The following is a 15,351-nucleotide window of genomic DNA, read 5'->3' as shown; positions in this document are numbered from 1 at the left end:
GGAATAGAAACTCATGAATACTACACGTAAAGATATAGACATTCGCGCCATGCAATTAGAGCAAGGGCCGTTGTTGGAAGTGAAAAATCTTCAGGTAGATTTCACAACAGACTCAAAAAAAGCTGTTCACGCTGTTAGAGATGCTAGCTTCTGTGTTTACCCAGGACAGTGGGTTGCAATCGTAGGTGAATCTGGTTCTGGAAAATCTACTTCTGCAATGGCAGTTTTGGGTTTGCTTCCTGGAACCGGTCATGTTACAGGTGGATCTATTAAGCTCAAAGGTAAAGAAATTAGCAAATTAAAGCCAAAAGAGTATGCTGCATTGCGCGGTAATACCATGGGCTTAGTTCCACAAGATCCTATGAGCAACTTGAATCCTGTGTGGCGTATTGGTACACAGGTTAAAGAAGCGTTAATCGCAAATGGTGTTGACGTTGATCATGAAAGTCGCTCTTCATTGGCTGAGGCTCTTGCAGGCGATTCTGTTAAAGTCAAAAACAACGATGATGAAACATTCCTTGGCTCTAAAGAATTACCAGAATTGATTGAAGCTGCTAAGAATGCTTTGAAAGAAGTTGGACTTGATGAGAACAACAATTCTGAAAAGTTCAATGAAGCCATGGAATACTACAAAAAAGAGTGGGTTTCAGGCTCTGAAACTCGTTGGCGCGTAGCAGACGATTTAATCAAGTATGGTGTGAATGACGACAAAGCTTGGGAAATTGCCAAGAAGTATGTTGTTGGAGCAACTATTGAAGATCGTATTGCTGGTTTGCTTGACGAAGCTGGTTTGCCAGATGCTGCAACTCGAGCTCGTCAGTTCCCACACGAGTTTTCCGGTGGTATGCGTCAGCGCGCTTTGATTGCTATCGGTTTGGCTTGCCGCCCAGACTTGCTTATTGCAGATGAACCGACTTCCGCTTTGGATGTTACTGTGCAAAAGCGTATTCTTGACCATTTGCACACACTAACTGATTCGCTCGGAACTTCTGTTCTGTTCATTACACACGATTTAGGCTTGGCTGCTGCTCGTGCACAGCACGTTGTTGTTATGTATAAGGGTCGTGTTGTTGAATCTGGTCCATCGTTGGAAGTTTTGCAGCATCCTCAGCATCCGTATACAAAGAGACTCGTTGCTGCCGCTCCATCTTTGGCCTCTCAGCGAATCATCTCAGTGAAAGAGCATGGTGGTAATGCTGATAGTCTTCTTGAGCATCATGTAGTAGGTGAGCAAGCTCTCGAAAAAAGCGAGCACATTATTACTGTGGATCACTTAACTCGTGAGTTTAAGCTTCCTCGTAAGAAGGAACTATTTAAAGCTGTTGACGATGTTTCGTTCTCAATTAAGCGCGGAACTACTTTGGCAATCGTGGGTGAATCTGGTTCTGGTAAGTCTACTGTTGCAAATATGGTTTTGCGTTTGCTTAATCCAACAAGTGGAACAGTAACTTACGAAGGTAAGAATATTGCTGATTTGAAGGGTGCGGATTTGCTTGATTTCCGCCGTCATGTACAGCCAGTATTCCAGAATCCTTATGGATCTCTTGATCCAATGTATTCTATTTATCGCTCTATTGAGGAGCCGTTGCGCATTCATAAGATTGGCGATAAGAAGAGCAGACAGAATCGAGTTCGCGAACTTTTGGATATGGTTCAAATGCCTGCTTCTGTTATGACTCGCTTCCCGAATGAGCTTTCAGGCGGTCAGCGTCAGCGTATCGCAATTGCGCGAGCTATGGCATTGAATCCTGACGTAATTGTTTGCGATGAAGCTGTATCTGCTTTGGATGTGCTTGTTCAGGATCAGGTTCTTCGTTTGCTTAACGACTTGCAAGCCGAACGTGGTTTGAGCTATTTGTTCATTACTCACGATTTGGCTGTGGTTCGCCAGATTGCAGACGAAGTTGTTGTTATGCAGCATGGAAAGCTTGTTGAGCACGCTACAACAGACGAAGTGTTCGATCATCCACAAATGGAATACACTCGTGACTTGCTCGATGCAATTCCAGGTGGAAATTTGAAGCTTGGATTAGATTAAATAGTACAAGCTGATAAAAAGGTGCAGGTTTTATAGAATCTGCACCTTTTTTGTTTTTCTATTAATTCCGTGTTTATTGGTTGAGTAATCCATAACTTGTAATCTGTGTTAGTTGCGTGATTTATGTCTGTTGTTTAGTGATGGAGCTGTTTGTGTTGTGCGCATATTAGAGTTGATTACATGATTACAATTACGACTTCGAATTTAAACGGTATTCGTGCAGCTGAGCGCAAAGGTATGCTTAACTGGTCTGACGCGCATACTCCAGACGTGTGGTGTATGCAAGAAGTGCGCGCTCCGCAAGATGCAATCGACCCAATTATGACAAAAATTGAAATGGGATATCGTGCGTCTGAAAATACCGCAAATCCTATAGAAAACGATAATTTTACTTATACGAATGAAGTTTGCCGTGTAAAAGGTCGAGCTGGAGTAGCTCTAGTTACGTCTCTTCCTGTAGTAAACAAACGCTACGGTTTGCCTGGCTTAAGCGAGGATGTTGATTCTGGTAGATGGGTTGAAACTGACGTGCGTACCCCTGAAGGGTATGAAATTACTATTGCTTCTGTGTATGTTCATGCTGGAAATGTGGACGATCCGCAAAAAATGAAACAAAAATTCCGCTTTTTAGACACAATGCTTACTCGTTTAGGGGAGCTTCGAGATGCAGCAGCAAGTGGCGGGAATCAGGCGATTTTGTGCGGTGACTTTAATATTGCGCATACGCCGTTAGATATTAAAAATGCTAAAGCTAATGAAAAAAGTGCAGGATTCTTGCCTGAAGAGCGCGCGTATATTGACCGCTGGATTAACGAGTATGAGTTTGTTGACGTTATGCGCATGCTTGCAGGTGATATTCAAGGACCATACACTTGGTGGAGTCAGCGCGGCAAGGCCTTCGACAATAACGTTGGCTGGAGATTAGACTACCAGTTCGCAACTCCTGAAATTGCGGAAAGCGCTCGCGGATTTGTAATCGATCGTGCTGAAAGTTATGATGCGCGATGGTCTGATCATGCTCCGTTGAGTATAAAGTATGACGTGTGATGCATAAGAATTAATCTGCGTAATGCGAAATAACTAAGCAATCGCATACTTATCTGTATGTAGCGTATGTGCAAATTTTTCAGTGCTTTGCTTGTGATATTCTAGTGAAGTTGAGCAATTTACAATAATAAGTAAAAAATGCATTGTTGTAGATTTGTTGTTTTAAGAAATGAGGAATAATGGGTTGGTTATTTGGCCGACATGAAGAAGAAAAATCTTCAAAAGTTGAAGACGAAATCGTAGAAGAAAAAACTGGTCCATGGGATTTCAATGATGAAGATGCTCCTGATTTTAGCGATTATCTAGATTTTGGCTCAATCTATATTCCATATTTTCAAGGCATTGAATTGCGAGTAAAAAAACAGCGTGAAACATCGCAAGTTCTTGGTATGACAGTAACTTATGGGTCTTCAAGCGTAGAGGTTGAAGCTTTTGCTGCGCCTAAAACATCTGGTATCTGGCTAGAAGTGTGCAAAGATTTGCTTGATGGAAATAGTCAAGCATGTACAGTACAAGGCGAATTTGGTACTGAGCTACTGTTGCCTGTAAAAGTTGGAGAAAAAACTATTACAACACGCATCGTTGGCGTTGATGGCCCTAGGTGGATGCTTCGCGGAGTATTCTCTGGACCTGCAGCAACAGAGCTTGCAGATAATAATAACGAAACAAAACAATTAGATGAATGGTTTAAGGGGATTGTTGTAAATCGTGGTGAAGAGCCGCTTGCGCCTCGCGATTTTATTCCTATGCATGATCCAATAACTAGAGAAGAAAAAGAAGCTGCTTTAAATACAGACAATAGCGGTAAAGATGGGGAAAATAATACGTCTGATGAAGATGCTAGTAATGCGCTAAAAAAAGACGATAAACCATTAGGTTACGACCAACAAGTAGAAGTAAAAACTACGCTTACACGCGGTCCAATGTTTGCTGAAATTAGATAATGCAAGTAGTAGAAAGTTAATTGAATGGATTCACAAGAATCTTTACAGAAATCCGAAGAAGAGTTTTCTTCGCAAGAGTTTTCAAATGAAGTAAAACTCAACGATTCTGCGCAAACCAACGATTCTGCGCGAACCAACGATTCTGCGCGAACCAAAAAACGCTCAGGACTAGCGACATTGGCTTCAATCGGAGCCGAAGGGTCTACGTTTTCTGTAATTGATTCAATGGGTGGCGTTCGAGGCGTAATCGAATCCATGCTGCCCGGCTTGCTGTTTGTTATTTGCTTCGTTGTAACACGAAATGTGCAAACAACGGTTATTGTGGCAGCTGTGATTGCTGTTTTGCAAGTTGTGATTCGTCTTATTCAGAGGCAATCGCTTATGGGGGCAATTAGTGGACTTATTTCCATTGGAATCTGCCTTGTTTGGGTGTGGACGAGTCACCAAGCGCGCGACTACTATATTATGGGCTTTATTACGAATGCTGTTTATGGTGTGCTTCTTGCGATTTCGCTGATTGTGCGCGTGCCTGCTTTAGGGCTTGTAATTGAGTCAATTCGCAAAATGCCTACAGAAAACTTTGGTGCGTGGCTTCACGAATGGCTCGATTATAAGCCGCTTAAGCGAGCGTATATGTATGTAACAGGATTGTGGATTGCTGTTTTTGTGCTGAGGCTTGTTTTGCAAGTGCCATTATATTTGACGAATCACGTTGTGTGGCTTGGTACAGTGCGTTTGATTATGGGATTGCCGTTCTGGGCGCTCGCAATTTGGGTTTCTTACTTGATTATTGCAACGCCGTTTATGCGTCTGCATCATAAAAATCGTGAAGAGAAGCATAGCGAAGAAAATCAGCTTAACTAAAATCAGTGTTAGAGAATAAGCTTAGCAAAGAATCGGCTTAACAAAACGCAAAACTAAGGGGTAGTTTATGCAAGTGACGATGCGAATCGAGCGATATGCGGATCAAGGCAGATGCGTAGGTCATCTTGACGGACGCGTTGTATTCGTGCGATTTGCGCTGCCCGGTGAGCTGGTCGTTGTGCGTATGGATGAGCCGATGCGTGCAAAAGCGCACTTTTTTACTGGCGAAGTCGTAGAAGTTTTGGAGCCTAGCGCGGATCGCGTGGAGCCGCAATGGAAACTCGCTGGCCCTTTGGCTCAGGGTGGTGGAGTTGGAGGAGCGGATTTAATTCACGTTTCTTTGCCTGGGCAGATTCGTTGGAAGGCTTCCGTAATTGCTAATCAATTCCAGCGTTTAGCGCATATGGATGTTGCGGAAAGCGATGTTAACGTTGAGCGCATGCCGGGGGATGAGGAGCTTAACGGATTTAATTGGCGTACGCGCATGGAGTTGGTTGCGGATGATGAAGGGCGATTGTCTATGCGAAAGCGCGAGTCGCATGATCGCATTGCGATTGATACTATGCCACTTGCGTCGCGCGCGGTTTTAGCAGTTGCGGATTCTTTGGATTTGTGGAATCGCACTTTCTCACCAAATGCACAAATTCGACTTGCTGTTCCAGAGCCTCGAGTTGATGGTTTAGATTTTGGTGTTTCTGGTGACAAGGCTGCGCTTCTTGATGCGATTGGCGAAAATTATGCGCTTATAGTAAATGATGAGTTGGTTGCAGGCTCGGCTTTGTTGCGCGAGCGCGTGCGCGTTGCGGTTGATGGTGATTCATCGCGTGCGCGTACTTTTGATTACGATGTTGACGCGCGTGGTTTTTGGCAGATTCATCGCGCAGCTCCAGAACATTTGGTGAACTACGTTTTGGGATTAGTTCGTTCTGCGCTTGGTGGGCGTATTAAGAATACGGTTTTGTGGGATTTGTATTCTGGATCTGGTTTGTTTACGATTCCGCTTGCTACTTTGGCTAATATTGGCGGAGATTCTTCTAGTGCCGTGGGTGCTCTTGGTACTACTGGCGCTTTTGGTTCTGCAGAGCCAGCTCGCGTACTTAGTATTGAGGGTGCGCCGATTGCTGTAAAGAATGCAAGGCGAAACATTGGGCGCGCAGGTCTTGGCAGGGATGTTGTTGAAGCGCTTGAAGGCGATGTTTCGCAAACGCTTGAATCACAGGTGTTTAAGGCGAGTAAGTCATCTAAGATTGTGCGCCGATTTGCGCATCCTGATGTTGTTGTGTTAGATCCTCCGCGCGCTGGCGCTAAAGCTCAAGTTTGTAAGCAGATTGCTAAGTCTGGAGTAAGAAGCGTTGTGTACGTTGCTTGCGATCCGACTAGTCTTGCTCGAGATGTTGGCACGTTTAGAGAGCTTGGATACAGCGTTCAGTCTTTGCGCGCGTTCGACATATATCCCAACACTCATCACGTCGAGAGTGTTGTATTGATGTCAAAGGCTGATTAGGTGGGTGCAAGTTTGCCCTTGTGTAGCAGGGGTTAGCGAGGGCTATCGTTAAAAGGTTTAATGCGTGGCAGTTTTAAGCTGGGTTCTTGCGGTTTTTGAGCGCAGTTTGGCTGTTTGAGGGAAGATATCAACGCTCTGGGGTCGAGTGCACAGGATGTTAACGTTAAAAAGTGCACACACTTTGCACCCACCCTGTGAAGGTTGGTTCTAGTTTCTTAACTCTTGGATACAATGAAACTTTTCCTTCTGAACTCTGAAACTGTTGCTTTCTGTGTGTAGAGTTGTTGCCTTAATTTCGTCTTTTTACCATTTTCTGTAATGCCTGTTATTTTTTGTGGGTTTATATCACCTGTATGCGTGTGCGAGTGGTCTTCTTGTTTTGTAATTGTTTCTAACATGGTGTGGAGTATCGATAGGTTTTTTAGAGTTCGAGTACATTGTTAAATATATGCTGAAAAGCGTTGGTGCTACTATGAGAATGACTGGTAGTATTCCGCCTTTGAATGCGCATGAGAGAGTGATGAGAACTATTGAGAATATTATTTCTTGAACGTTCATTCGTAATGATTCAACTAGCGTAATATGTTGCGTTGTTTTTGGTGTTACAACAAATACGGCTTTTCTTCCTGTAAGTGCTAGGAATGATGATTTCATTGACACGTAAAGCATGGAACCGTACAAGCAGAAAGTAAAAAGCATGTAGAGTAGTAAATGTTTGATAGATACTTTACCAAGCCAGAAGAATACGTCGTTTAGCATTGGTGCCATGAAGAATATTACGGTTGGTACAAGTAGCCATGCTGGATAATGTAAATCGTAGTGCAGCGCTGGGAAGAATATGATATTCATTGCTACATAGCATGTGAAAAGTGATGTTAATGGTAGGTTGTAGGTGAATAAGAAAATATCTAGTTTTTCAAACCATCGCATTTTAGATGTAAAAATGCGTTTAGTGTAGCATTTCATGAACTCGAAATTACCTTGAGTCCATTTACTATGTCGTTTCTTAAAAGCTAGATAGTCAATCGGATATTGTTCCTCGCATGTTATGTTTGGCGCGAAAGCAACAGAGTATCCTTTACTGCGTGCTTCAATTGATAAGCATAAGTCTTCAGCAACAACTTCTGGTAATCCATCTACTGCTTCGTAGCATTCGTGGCTTACCATCGCGCCATGTCCTAGTAGAGACATGAAACCATAGTGATGTTTCATTGTTTGGTACACAGGCCAGTGGCTGTTCACTTCAATGTGTAGTAGGTGCATAAAGCGGTTAATGTTACGTGTTGCTACGTGATTGCATTGCACGATTCCAGCGTTTTTAAAGTATTGGAAGTATTGTAAGCATCGAATAATAAAATCTGGAGGGATGATTTCATCACTGTCGAGAATAACAAAGTAATCGTAGTCGGTTCGTTCGTGTAAATAGTTGTTGAGATTTCCTGCTTTGAATCCTTTTCTATTTTCGCGGCGTACTACTTCTACATTATGTTCTTTAGCATATTCGTCTACCTTGTTTTTGTAATTAGGGTCACTAGAATCATCAAGGATGACTGTTTTGACAGATCCTGTGTACTTTTGTTTTAAGCATTGAGTGAGTGAGTCGCCTTCGAAATCGTTGCAAGTACAGTAGAGCATCACAATACGCTTGTTTGCTGGTATTGGCATGCAAGAGACTTTTTGAACGTATTGTGTAATGGATTTTTTATGCAGGTAGAACCATAGTACGTAGATGATATCTTTAGTGCCGTTTAGCCAGAAGTAGATTATGAAGATTGCGTTTAATGCTATGAGAATATCTAGCGTAGTGTTTCTTGTTCCAGAAAAAACGTATTCTCTAATAGCGAATGGTGTAAAGATTAAGAATAGTAGTAACCATGTTATGAGAATAGTTACGTATAGTGATGCTCGCTTTAACATGGGAAAAAGTCTAGGGGGGGGGGAGGGGACGTTTTCCCAGACGTTTTTATGCGTGTGCTAAAAAATAGGTTTTGCTTGTAAAATCCTGGTAGATATAAATACAGGTAGAGTAGCTAATAATAGAACTTGATATTATCTGGTGTTAGAGCGTATATAGATATACCAAAATGAAGGAGGACTATATATGCTTTACGTAAAATCTGATAATTTTGAAGATGTTAGTGTCGTGGGCGATAAGAAAAATCACTGTAAGCTGGTTTCTTACGGTTTTTGAGTGTTATTTTGCGTTTATGGAAACATGTCTATAGCGTAGTGACGATTGAACAGGATAGATAATATGAAAATGTATCTACCTTGCACTCAGACAAAAAGCTAAATTTTCAAGGATAAAACAATAATTGAGATAGTAGGTGTCAAAGAAAACATTCTGGTTATCATTTACTTATTGCATATAATAATTTTAAAAGTAATTTATAAAGAATATAGAGTTTATCATGGGAAGAAAAGTTTTACGAACTAAAGAAGAGCTTGAGAATATTTTAACTTCTGGCGGTTTAGAGCTAGCTGAAAACTATGATTCTTCTAAAAGCTATCCTAAGGATTTATACATACTTACTAAATGCATGATTTGCAACACAGAAGCACATTATCGCATCAAGTATATTATGGAGAAAGCTAATATCGGTGAACCTGTATGTAGAGCTTGTTATTGGAATGCATTGATGAGGTCAAATTATCCTATAGTGCATATAACCTCTGGAACTATTTTTAGTAAATATAGCACTCTTGCGAATCGACGTGGGTTTGAATTAGTTAGTATCCTTAAAGATGGTTCTATAGATAATACTGGTACTATTCTACTTGTTGTATGCAGTCATTGCGGTAGACAAATCGTTGATGACGGTTCATTAAAATGTTCATGCCAAATGCATCCTAACACTGCTGCTCATTACGCTCCAAAAGTGACGAGAAAAGTTCTGGAACCAGAAATAACATATGTTCAGAAAACTTTTTTATCAATTGAAGAAGCAAAAAATACTTTATGTTCTGATGTGCCTGAGTTATTGGAATCATGGGATGATGAGAGAAGCCCATACGAGACAGCAGTATACCCAACAAATTGGAGCGGTATGCGCGCAGGGGATGGGGAATATAGGTTTAAATGTAAGAGGGGACATCATCCATATGCTTTTCCGTATTCTTATTTAGAATCAGGATGTCCAGCATGCAGAGGTCAAGCAACTCTTGGCACTGGACTTTTTTTGGCAGATACGAATCCTGAGATAGCTTCTGAGTGGCTAAAAGAGAAAAACGGTGTTTATACACCTGAAAATATAAGAGATAATAGTAAGAGAATAGTATGGTGGAAGTGCATAGCTTGTGGTCATGAATGGCGATCTACCCCTAGAGATAGACAAAGAAAAGATGGACAGTTGTGTCCTAACTGTGGAAAAATTCAAGGATCAATAGCTTGGATTTATCCTAAATTAGTTGAGCAATGGGATACTTCAAATCCCGTTAGTCCTTGGTGTATTCGCCCTAATGCAAAATTAAATTTTGTGCCCTTGTGGGTGTGTGAAAACAATCATGCTCATACATATAAGGCATCTATAGTTTCTAGAATCCATGGTGCTGTGTGTCCTGAATGTACAGATTCTAATAAATCAAGGATTGAACTTAAATACTTTGATGCTGTTCGAAAAAAAATAGGAACGGCTCGATCTGGAGCTAGATACAATTATGATAATTTTTCCTATAACTGGTCCATTGATATTTCGTTTAGTATTCATGACAAAAAATTTGCCATAGAATATGATGGCGGATACTGGCATGAAGGGAAAATAGATGTGGATAAACGGAAAACTTCAGAATTATTGGAGGCAGGTTTCATTGTTATAAGAATTAGAGAAGCTAATCTTCAATCACTGAACATAAAATCATCTTATTATCATGAAATTTTTGTTCAATCTGATTATAGTGATTTTGATAGTAGTATAAAATGTTTGATTGATTATATTTCAAACATTAGTAGTAATAAAAAATAGATTAATGCTTGGGTCTTTTATAAAAGTAAAATATTGAAACCGATAGCTATCTATATGAGAAGAAATCCGATTAAGTATAGTCTTGATGTCAAGGGCTGATTAGGTGGGTGCAAATTTGCCTTTGTGTAGCAAGGGTTTGCGAGAGTTATCGTTAAAATGTCTGGTATACGGCGGCTTTAGGCTGGGTTCTTGTGGTTTTTGAGCGCAGTTTGGCTGTTTGAGGGAAGATATCAACGCTTTAGGGTCGAGTGCACAGGATGTTAACGTGCTTCGCTTGCGTTGAAAGCACACTGTGCTTTCAACTTTGAGCAAGCTCAGCGAATCGAAGTGCATTCGCGAATTATGTTTTAATCGCTCATGCAAGTCGATTCGCCACTTTGCACCCAGCTGTTTATGTTGTGTTTGCTTGTAGTGTGTTAGCGAGTTATTGGTATATGGTTGTTTGAATATTTTTTGAAAAATTGTAGTTTTAAGTGATTTGGGAATATCAATAATATTGTTTTAAGAAAAATTGTTATATGAGTTGCTAGCGTAAAGTTCTTCTTTATAATTGGATTATAATAATCGTTTTTGGGGGTTGGGGGTATTTTATGTATAGCGTGAATACTAACTATACTAGGCAGATTATTGATGATTATTGCGTGTTAGATACTGAGACGACAGGCTTATCTGCTTATTATGATGAGATTATTGAGATTGGTATCTTAAAAGTTAGAAATAATGAGATAGTAGACCGTTATGATCAGCTGATTAAACCGAGTATAGAAGTAGACGATTTTATTACATCATTAACAGGAATAACTAATGAAATGCTGGAAGGCATGCCATCTATTGCTGATGTGAAAACGTCTGTGCTTTCATTTATTGGTGAGGATATTATTCTTGGTCATAATACTTCTTTTGATATGCGCTTTTTGAATGAAGGCTTTAAGGAACAACTGACTAACCGGTATATGGATACGATGCAATTTTCAAGAAAACTGTATCCTGAGCTGAAACATCACAGACTCTCAGATTTAACTGACTACTTAGGATTACACAATAATGAACACCGTGCTTTATCAGACTGCACATCAACGAAAGAATTATATGATGCAGTAAAAGCAAGTATGGCTGAGAAGAATCTAGTCATTGAAGACTTATGGACAACAAGCGGAAGTCACGGTGGCAAAGGGATAGATATCAAAGCAATTAAGCCTACTGAAGTGGTTATTGATGAAGATGGATTTTTCTATAATCGACATGTGGTTTTCACTGGTAAGCTTGAGAAAATGCTTCGAAAAGATGCTCGGCAGATTGTAGTGAATCTCGGCGGTGTCTTAGATAATAGTGTGACTAAGCAGACGAACTATCTGATCCTTGGTGACAATGATTACAATGCAATTCTTAAAGGTGAGAAGTCTTCAAAGCATAAGAAAGCAGAAAAGCTCAAGCTTGAGGGGCAAGATATAGAAATCATAGATGAGCGTACTTTCTATGATTTGCTAAATGTGTGAAATTGGATGATTGAGAGGTGATTACGTGTCTAAAATAAATGTTGAAGGTTCAGAAATCAGCATTATTGCCATTGACAATAGAGATTATATTTCTTTAACGGATATGGTTAGAAATATTGATAACGGTTCTGCTTTGATCGAAAAGTGGCTTAGGAATAAGAATACGATAGAGTTTTTAGGTATTTGGGAAGAAATGTATAACACGAATTTTAATTCCACCGAATTCGAGGGAATTAAAAATGAAGCAGGACTTAACCGTTTTATATTATCTGTTAAGCAATGGGTGAGGAAATCAATTTTATTTATGCAAATGAAGCGGATATTCTTAATGTTTCTTTATTTGGAATAACAGCTAAAGAGTGGCGTGATGAAAATCCGGATTTAAAAGGCAATATTAGAGATTATGCAGATATATCTCAGCTTGTTTGCCTTTCTAATCTTGAGAATCTTAATGCTGTATTTATAAATGAAGGTATGAGTCAATCTGAAAGATTGGAGAAATTAAATGCAATAGCTATTGAACAAATGAGGATACTGTCTGAAAGTGAATCAATTAAAAAATTGCAATAAGCTGTGTCGTATCATTGGGAAACGGTAGCGGTGTCTCGGGAAGAGTTTCGTATACCAGAAAACTATATGAATAAGGATGAGTTGTATCTCTTTGTGTCACGAGATATTCTGGATTCTCATTATGATTTGTCTAATACAATGCAATGCAGTGCCATTGCAATGCCAATGCAATGTTGTATAATCATTGTAAGAAATAAGGGGTGATTATATGGCGAAAACAGCTAACTTGTATACTCGTATTGATCCGGAGTTAAAAGAGCAGGCAGAGTATATATTGAATTCTTTGGGTCTTCCTCCTTCGAGTGCTATTACTATGTTTTATAAGCAGGTTGTTTTACAGCAGGGGCTTCCTTTTGATGTGAAATTGGGTTATAGAGAGCCGCGTGATGTGAGTTCTATGACTCAAGGTGAGTTGAATGATGAGTTGGAAAAGGGTTATAAGTCGGTTTTATCTGGTGATGTGAAGCCTGCGAGTAAGGTTTTTGAGTCCTTGCATAAGGAATTTAACTTATGATTTACTCGGTTCACATTTCGCGTGAGGCTGAAGAAGACTTGCGCGGTATTTATGCTTATATTGCGTTTAATTTACTGTCTTTGAACAACGCGCAGGGGCAGGTAAATAGGTTGGAGAAAGCAATATTGAGTCTTGATGAGTTTCCTCTTGCGCATCGTTTGGTTAGTTTTGAGCCATGGAGAAGTAGAAGTTTAAGGTTCATGGCGTGTGATAATTTTCTTATTTTTTATTTTGTTTTTGAAGAAAAGCATGAAGTTGTGGTTTCTCGCGTGCTTTATGGGAAAAGAGATATTGAGAAAGTTATAAATGGCAATTAAACCTTTTGTGATATCTCGCTTCTATCGTTAAAAAGTGCACCAAGTATCCATAGTGTGCACTCAAAAAAGTGTAGCTATACTACCCGTTCTCTCAATCCATACAGAATCAGTGGCGCTCCTTTACAAATCGCACTGAATCAAGATATCGTTTTGATGACATCTACTATGCGTGCAGTCTAGTTGCTGCGTTTTAGTCCTTGTGTAGCAGGGTTTAGCGAGGGCTATCGTTAAAATGTTTAGTGTGTGGCAGTTTTAGGCTGGTTTGGCGCGGTTTTTTGAGTGCGATTTTTCTGTATGAGGGAAGATATCAACGCTCTAGGGTCGAGTGCACAGGATGTTAACGTTAAAAGGTGCACACACTTTGCACCCCCCTTGTCTAAAAAATTTAACATTTTGAAAGGAGAAATAATGGAAACAATAGTATCTGCTTTATTAGTTTTTGTTTCTACATCCATTGACTTCTTAGTTGTTTTGACTATTTTATTCGCTAGTCAAGGAAAGAAAGGTTTGAAATCAATTTATGTAGGGCAGTATTTAGGTACAGGACTGCTTGTACTGGTTAGTCTTATTGCCGCTTACTTTTTAAATTTTATTCCACAAGATTGGATTATCGGACTCCTTGGTCTAATTCCGCTAGGTCTTGGTATAAGAGCAATTTTTGTGGATGAAGATATTGATGAAGAAGATATCGAGGGGAAAATTACCGGAAATGGATCAAAAATCTTAGCATTTACAAGTTTAACAGTGGCAATGGGTGGAGATAATTTAGGAATTTATATCCCATATTTTACAGGAAAGAGTTTGATTGAGATTAGTATAAGTTTAGTAATATTTGCGTTAGGGATTTTGATTCTATGCAAATTATCTCAAAATCTCGCCTCAATTTCTGCTATCGGAGAGACTGTGGAAAAGTACGAAAAAATAATTGTACCAGTCGTGTTTATTGGACTCGGTCTCTATATATTGATTGAAAATGGAACGATTAATTATTTCATAGGTCAAGTCCTAACTTTGGTGTAAATTCATTTCCTTCCCTTTATCTGCTATTTTTATGTTCAAACTCAAACAAGAAAAATAAGTGGTGCTTCCCACCGTCACGGCGCTTCACCGTGCTATAAGATGCAGGAGGCTGATTAGGTGGGTGCATTTTAGTCCTTGTGTAGCAGGGGTTTGCGAGGGCTATCGTTAAAAGGTTTAGCGTGTGGTGGCTTTAGGCTGGCTTGGCGTGGTTTTTGAGCGTATTTTGGCTGTTTGAGGGAACATGTCGACGCTTTAGGGTTGAGTGCACAGGATGTTAACGTACTTCGCTTGCGTTGAAAGCACACTGTGCTTTCAACTTTGAGCAAGCTCAGCGAATCGAAGTGCATTCGCGAATTATGTTTTAATCGCTCATGCAAGTCGATTCGCCACTTTGCACCCACCCTGTGAAGTGGGAAAATATAGCTCAAAAGGTAAAATGGAACTTGATTATTAGTATGTGCACGAGGAGGTTTTTAAGGAATGGACAAGCTCGTTCGTTTTTGCCGTGAAGTAGCGACATTCGGCTTGACGGTTGCCTTAATCGCGATGCTGGTTGCCTTAATATGGGATGGCACACTTGCTATTAGAATTGGTTTTACCTCTTTTGTTATTGGTGTCACAGTGATCTTGCTTAAGACTGTCCTTCGAAAGACGGATTGAATTTTGTTTGGTTCAAGTCAATAGTTGAATATCTCACGTTGGGTGACTATTGCTGATCTCTGTCAGTAATAGTCACTTCTTTTTATGAATCTTAAAGTCAGGCTCAATGTCCGTCCTGTTTAGCCGGTGATTAGTTAGCGTCATGGGAAATGAGAAAGACCATGGAATGTTTATTCCAATTAAGGATGGAAATGTGTATGCTGAGTGCGAACGGTGCGGTGTAGTTGAAAGGATCACCTCACCATGCGAATTCATTGCTAGCACATTTAGGTCAAGAGTGAACTTCAATGAAGGTTATGAACTTTGCGAGAAGTGTTTGCAAGAGGTTGAGTTTGTTACTGTCGCTTTGAGAACTGGAAAATTACCTAATCGAGAATTGAAATAACTGAAAAAGCAAAGCAGTGATAACCGTAGT

15 protein-coding genes are annotated in these 15,351 nt (G+C 40.1%); 14 read left to right on the top strand and 1 reads right to left on the bottom strand.

What is annotated here, in order from left to right; all coding sequences use genetic code 11:
* Nucleotides 1-13 precede the first annotated feature (13 nt).
* From AC1EK3_RS02890 to AC1EK3_RS02870, 5 genes are all read left to right on the top strand, one after another.
* Nucleotides 14-2,038 (top strand): dipeptide ABC transporter ATP-binding protein, encoded by a 2,025-nt coding sequence (locus AC1EK3_RS02890; protein WP_480033587.1) that lies wholly within the window; start codon nt 14-16, stop codon nt 2,036-2,038.
* Nucleotides 2,039-2,218: 180 nt separating this feature from the next.
* Nucleotides 2,219-3,085, top strand: coding sequence for an exodeoxyribonuclease III (locus AC1EK3_RS02885; protein WP_480033588.1), 867 nt, complete (start codon nt 2,219-2,221; stop codon nt 3,083-3,085).
* A gap of 179 nt (nt 3,086-3,264) precedes the next feature.
* Nucleotides 3,265-4,029 carry a DUF3710 domain-containing protein gene (locus AC1EK3_RS02880; RefSeq protein WP_480033589.1) on the top strand — a complete coding sequence of 255 codons (765 nt, stop codon included), beginning with the start codon at nt 3,265-3,267 and terminating at the stop codon, nt 4,027-4,029.
* Between the two features lie 24 nt (nt 4,030-4,053).
* Nucleotides 4,054-4,893, top strand: coding sequence for a DUF3159 domain-containing protein (locus AC1EK3_RS02875; RefSeq protein WP_480033590.1), 840 nt, complete (start codon nt 4,054-4,056; stop codon nt 4,891-4,893).
* Between the two features lie 67 nt (nt 4,894-4,960).
* A complete protein-coding gene (locus tag AC1EK3_RS02870) occupies nt 4,961-6,397 on the top strand; it encodes a class I SAM-dependent RNA methyltransferase (protein ID WP_480033591.1) in 1,437 nt (478 codons plus the stop codon).
* 345 nt (nt 6,398-6,742) lie between these two features.
* On the opposite strand, the gene AC1EK3_RS02865 is transcribed toward AC1EK3_RS02870, so the two are convergent.
* Nucleotides 6,743-8,314 (bottom strand): glycosyltransferase family 2 protein, encoded by a 1,572-nt coding sequence (locus AC1EK3_RS02865; protein ID WP_480033592.1) that lies wholly within the window; start codon nt 8,312-8,314, stop codon nt 6,743-6,745.
* A 494-nt stretch (nt 8,315-8,808) separates the two neighbouring features.
* Between AC1EK3_RS02865 and AC1EK3_RS02860 the strand changes: the two genes are divergently transcribed.
* The 9 genes from AC1EK3_RS02860 (at nt 8,809) to AC1EK3_RS02820 (ending at nt 15,321) form a co-directional block, all read left to right on the top strand.
* The gene (locus AC1EK3_RS02860; RefSeq protein WP_480033593.1) at nt 8,809-10,359 is read left to right on the top strand and encodes a zinc-ribbon domain-containing protein; all 1,551 of its coding nucleotides are present in this window, start codon (nt 8,809-8,811) and stop codon (nt 10,357-10,359) included.
* 590 nt (nt 10,360-10,949) lie between these two features.
* The gene (locus AC1EK3_RS02855) at nt 10,950-11,855 is read left to right on the top strand and encodes an exonuclease domain-containing protein (RefSeq protein WP_480033594.1); all 906 of its coding nucleotides are present in this window, start codon (nt 10,950-10,952) and stop codon (nt 11,853-11,855) included.
* Nucleotides 11,856-11,958: 103 nt separating this feature from the next.
* Complete coding sequence (locus tag AC1EK3_RS02850; RefSeq protein WP_480033649.1) at nt 11,959-12,204, top strand: hypothetical protein; 246 nt, start codon at nt 11,959-11,961, stop codon at nt 12,202-12,204.
* A complete protein-coding gene (locus AC1EK3_RS02845) occupies nt 12,135-12,425 on the top strand; it encodes a hypothetical protein (protein ID WP_480033595.1) in 291 nt (96 codons plus the stop codon). The genes AC1EK3_RS02850 and AC1EK3_RS02845 overlap by 70 nt, the downstream gene beginning before the upstream one ends.
* 208 nt (nt 12,426-12,633) lie before the next feature.
* On the top strand, nt 12,634-12,939 hold the full coding sequence (locus AC1EK3_RS02840; RefSeq protein ID WP_480033596.1) for a type II toxin-antitoxin system RelB/DinJ family antitoxin: 306 nt from the start codon (nt 12,634-12,636) through the stop codon (nt 12,937-12,939).
* A complete protein-coding gene (locus tag AC1EK3_RS02835; protein ID WP_480033597.1) occupies nt 12,936-13,256 on the top strand; it encodes a type II toxin-antitoxin system RelE/ParE family toxin in 321 nt (106 codons plus the stop codon). The genes AC1EK3_RS02840 and AC1EK3_RS02835 overlap by 4 nt, the downstream gene beginning before the upstream one ends.
* A gap of 408 nt (nt 13,257-13,664) precedes the next feature.
* Complete coding sequence (locus tag AC1EK3_RS02830) at nt 13,665-14,276, top strand: CadD family cadmium resistance transporter (protein ID WP_480033598.1); 612 nt, start codon at nt 13,665-13,667, stop codon at nt 14,274-14,276.
* Nucleotides 14,277-14,756: 480 nt separating this feature from the next.
* The gene (locus AC1EK3_RS02825) at nt 14,757-14,936 is read left to right on the top strand and encodes a hypothetical protein (protein WP_032816768.1); all 180 of its coding nucleotides are present in this window, start codon (nt 14,757-14,759) and stop codon (nt 14,934-14,936) included.
* A gap of 142 nt (nt 14,937-15,078) precedes the next feature.
* Nucleotides 15,079-15,321, top strand: a complete 243-nt coding sequence (locus tag AC1EK3_RS02820; RefSeq protein WP_004111246.1) for a hypothetical protein — start codon at nt 15,079-15,081, stop codon at nt 15,319-15,321.
* Nucleotides 15,322-15,351: the final 30 nt, after the last annotated feature.

Source organism: Gardnerella sp. C0026F2 (assembly GCF_056590715.1).
This window is presented reverse-complemented; position numbering and strand designations above follow the sequence as displayed.

What these genes read in the sequence shown, in the direction of transcription:
- AC1EK3_RS02840 (WP_480033596.1), top strand. Translation starts at nt 12,634, where the DNA reads ATGGCGAAAACAGCTAACTTGTATACTCGTATTGATCCGGAGTTAAAA.
- AC1EK3_RS02820 (WP_004111246.1), top strand. Translation starts at nt 15,079, where the DNA reads ATGGGAAATGAGAAAGACCATGGAATGTTTATTCCAATTAAGGATGGA.
- AC1EK3_RS02860 (WP_480033593.1), top strand. Translation starts at nt 8,809, where the DNA reads ATGGGAAGAAAAGTTTTACGAACTAAAGAAGAGCTTGAGAATATTTTA.
- AC1EK3_RS02825 (WP_032816768.1), top strand. Translation starts at nt 14,757, where the DNA reads ATGGACAAGCTCGTTCGTTTTTGCCGTGAAGTAGCGACATTCGGCTTG.
- AC1EK3_RS02890 (WP_480033587.1), top strand. Translation starts at nt 14, where the DNA reads ATGAATACTACACGTAAAGATATAGACATTCGCGCCATGCAATTAGAG.
- AC1EK3_RS02830 (WP_480033598.1), top strand. Translation starts at nt 13,665, where the DNA reads ATGGAAACAATAGTATCTGCTTTATTAGTTTTTGTTTCTACATCCATT.
- AC1EK3_RS02855 (WP_480033594.1), top strand. Translation starts at nt 10,950, where the DNA reads ATGTATAGCGTGAATACTAACTATACTAGGCAGATTATTGATGATTAT.
- AC1EK3_RS02835 (WP_480033597.1), top strand. Translation starts at nt 12,936, where the DNA reads ATGATTTACTCGGTTCACATTTCGCGTGAGGCTGAAGAAGACTTGCGC.
- AC1EK3_RS02875 (WP_480033590.1), top strand. Translation starts at nt 4,054, where the DNA reads ATGGATTCACAAGAATCTTTACAGAAATCCGAAGAAGAGTTTTCTTCG.
- AC1EK3_RS02850 (WP_480033649.1), top strand. Translation starts at nt 11,959, where the DNA reads ATGGTTAGAAATATTGATAACGGTTCTGCTTTGATCGAAAAGTGGCTT.
- AC1EK3_RS02885 (WP_480033588.1), top strand. Translation starts at nt 2,219, where the DNA reads ATGATTACAATTACGACTTCGAATTTAAACGGTATTCGTGCAGCTGAG.
- AC1EK3_RS02870 (WP_480033591.1), top strand. Translation starts at nt 4,961, where the DNA reads ATGCAAGTGACGATGCGAATCGAGCGATATGCGGATCAAGGCAGATGC.
- AC1EK3_RS02865 (WP_480033592.1), bottom strand. Translation starts at nt 8,314, where the DNA reads ATGTTAAAGCGAGCATCACTATACGTAACTATTCTCATAACATGGTTA.
- AC1EK3_RS02880 (WP_480033589.1), top strand. Translation starts at nt 3,265, where the DNA reads ATGGGTTGGTTATTTGGCCGACATGAAGAAGAAAAATCTTCAAAAGTT.
- AC1EK3_RS02845 (WP_480033595.1), top strand. Translation starts at nt 12,135, where the DNA reads ATGGGTGAGGAAATCAATTTTATTTATGCAAATGAAGCGGATATTCTT.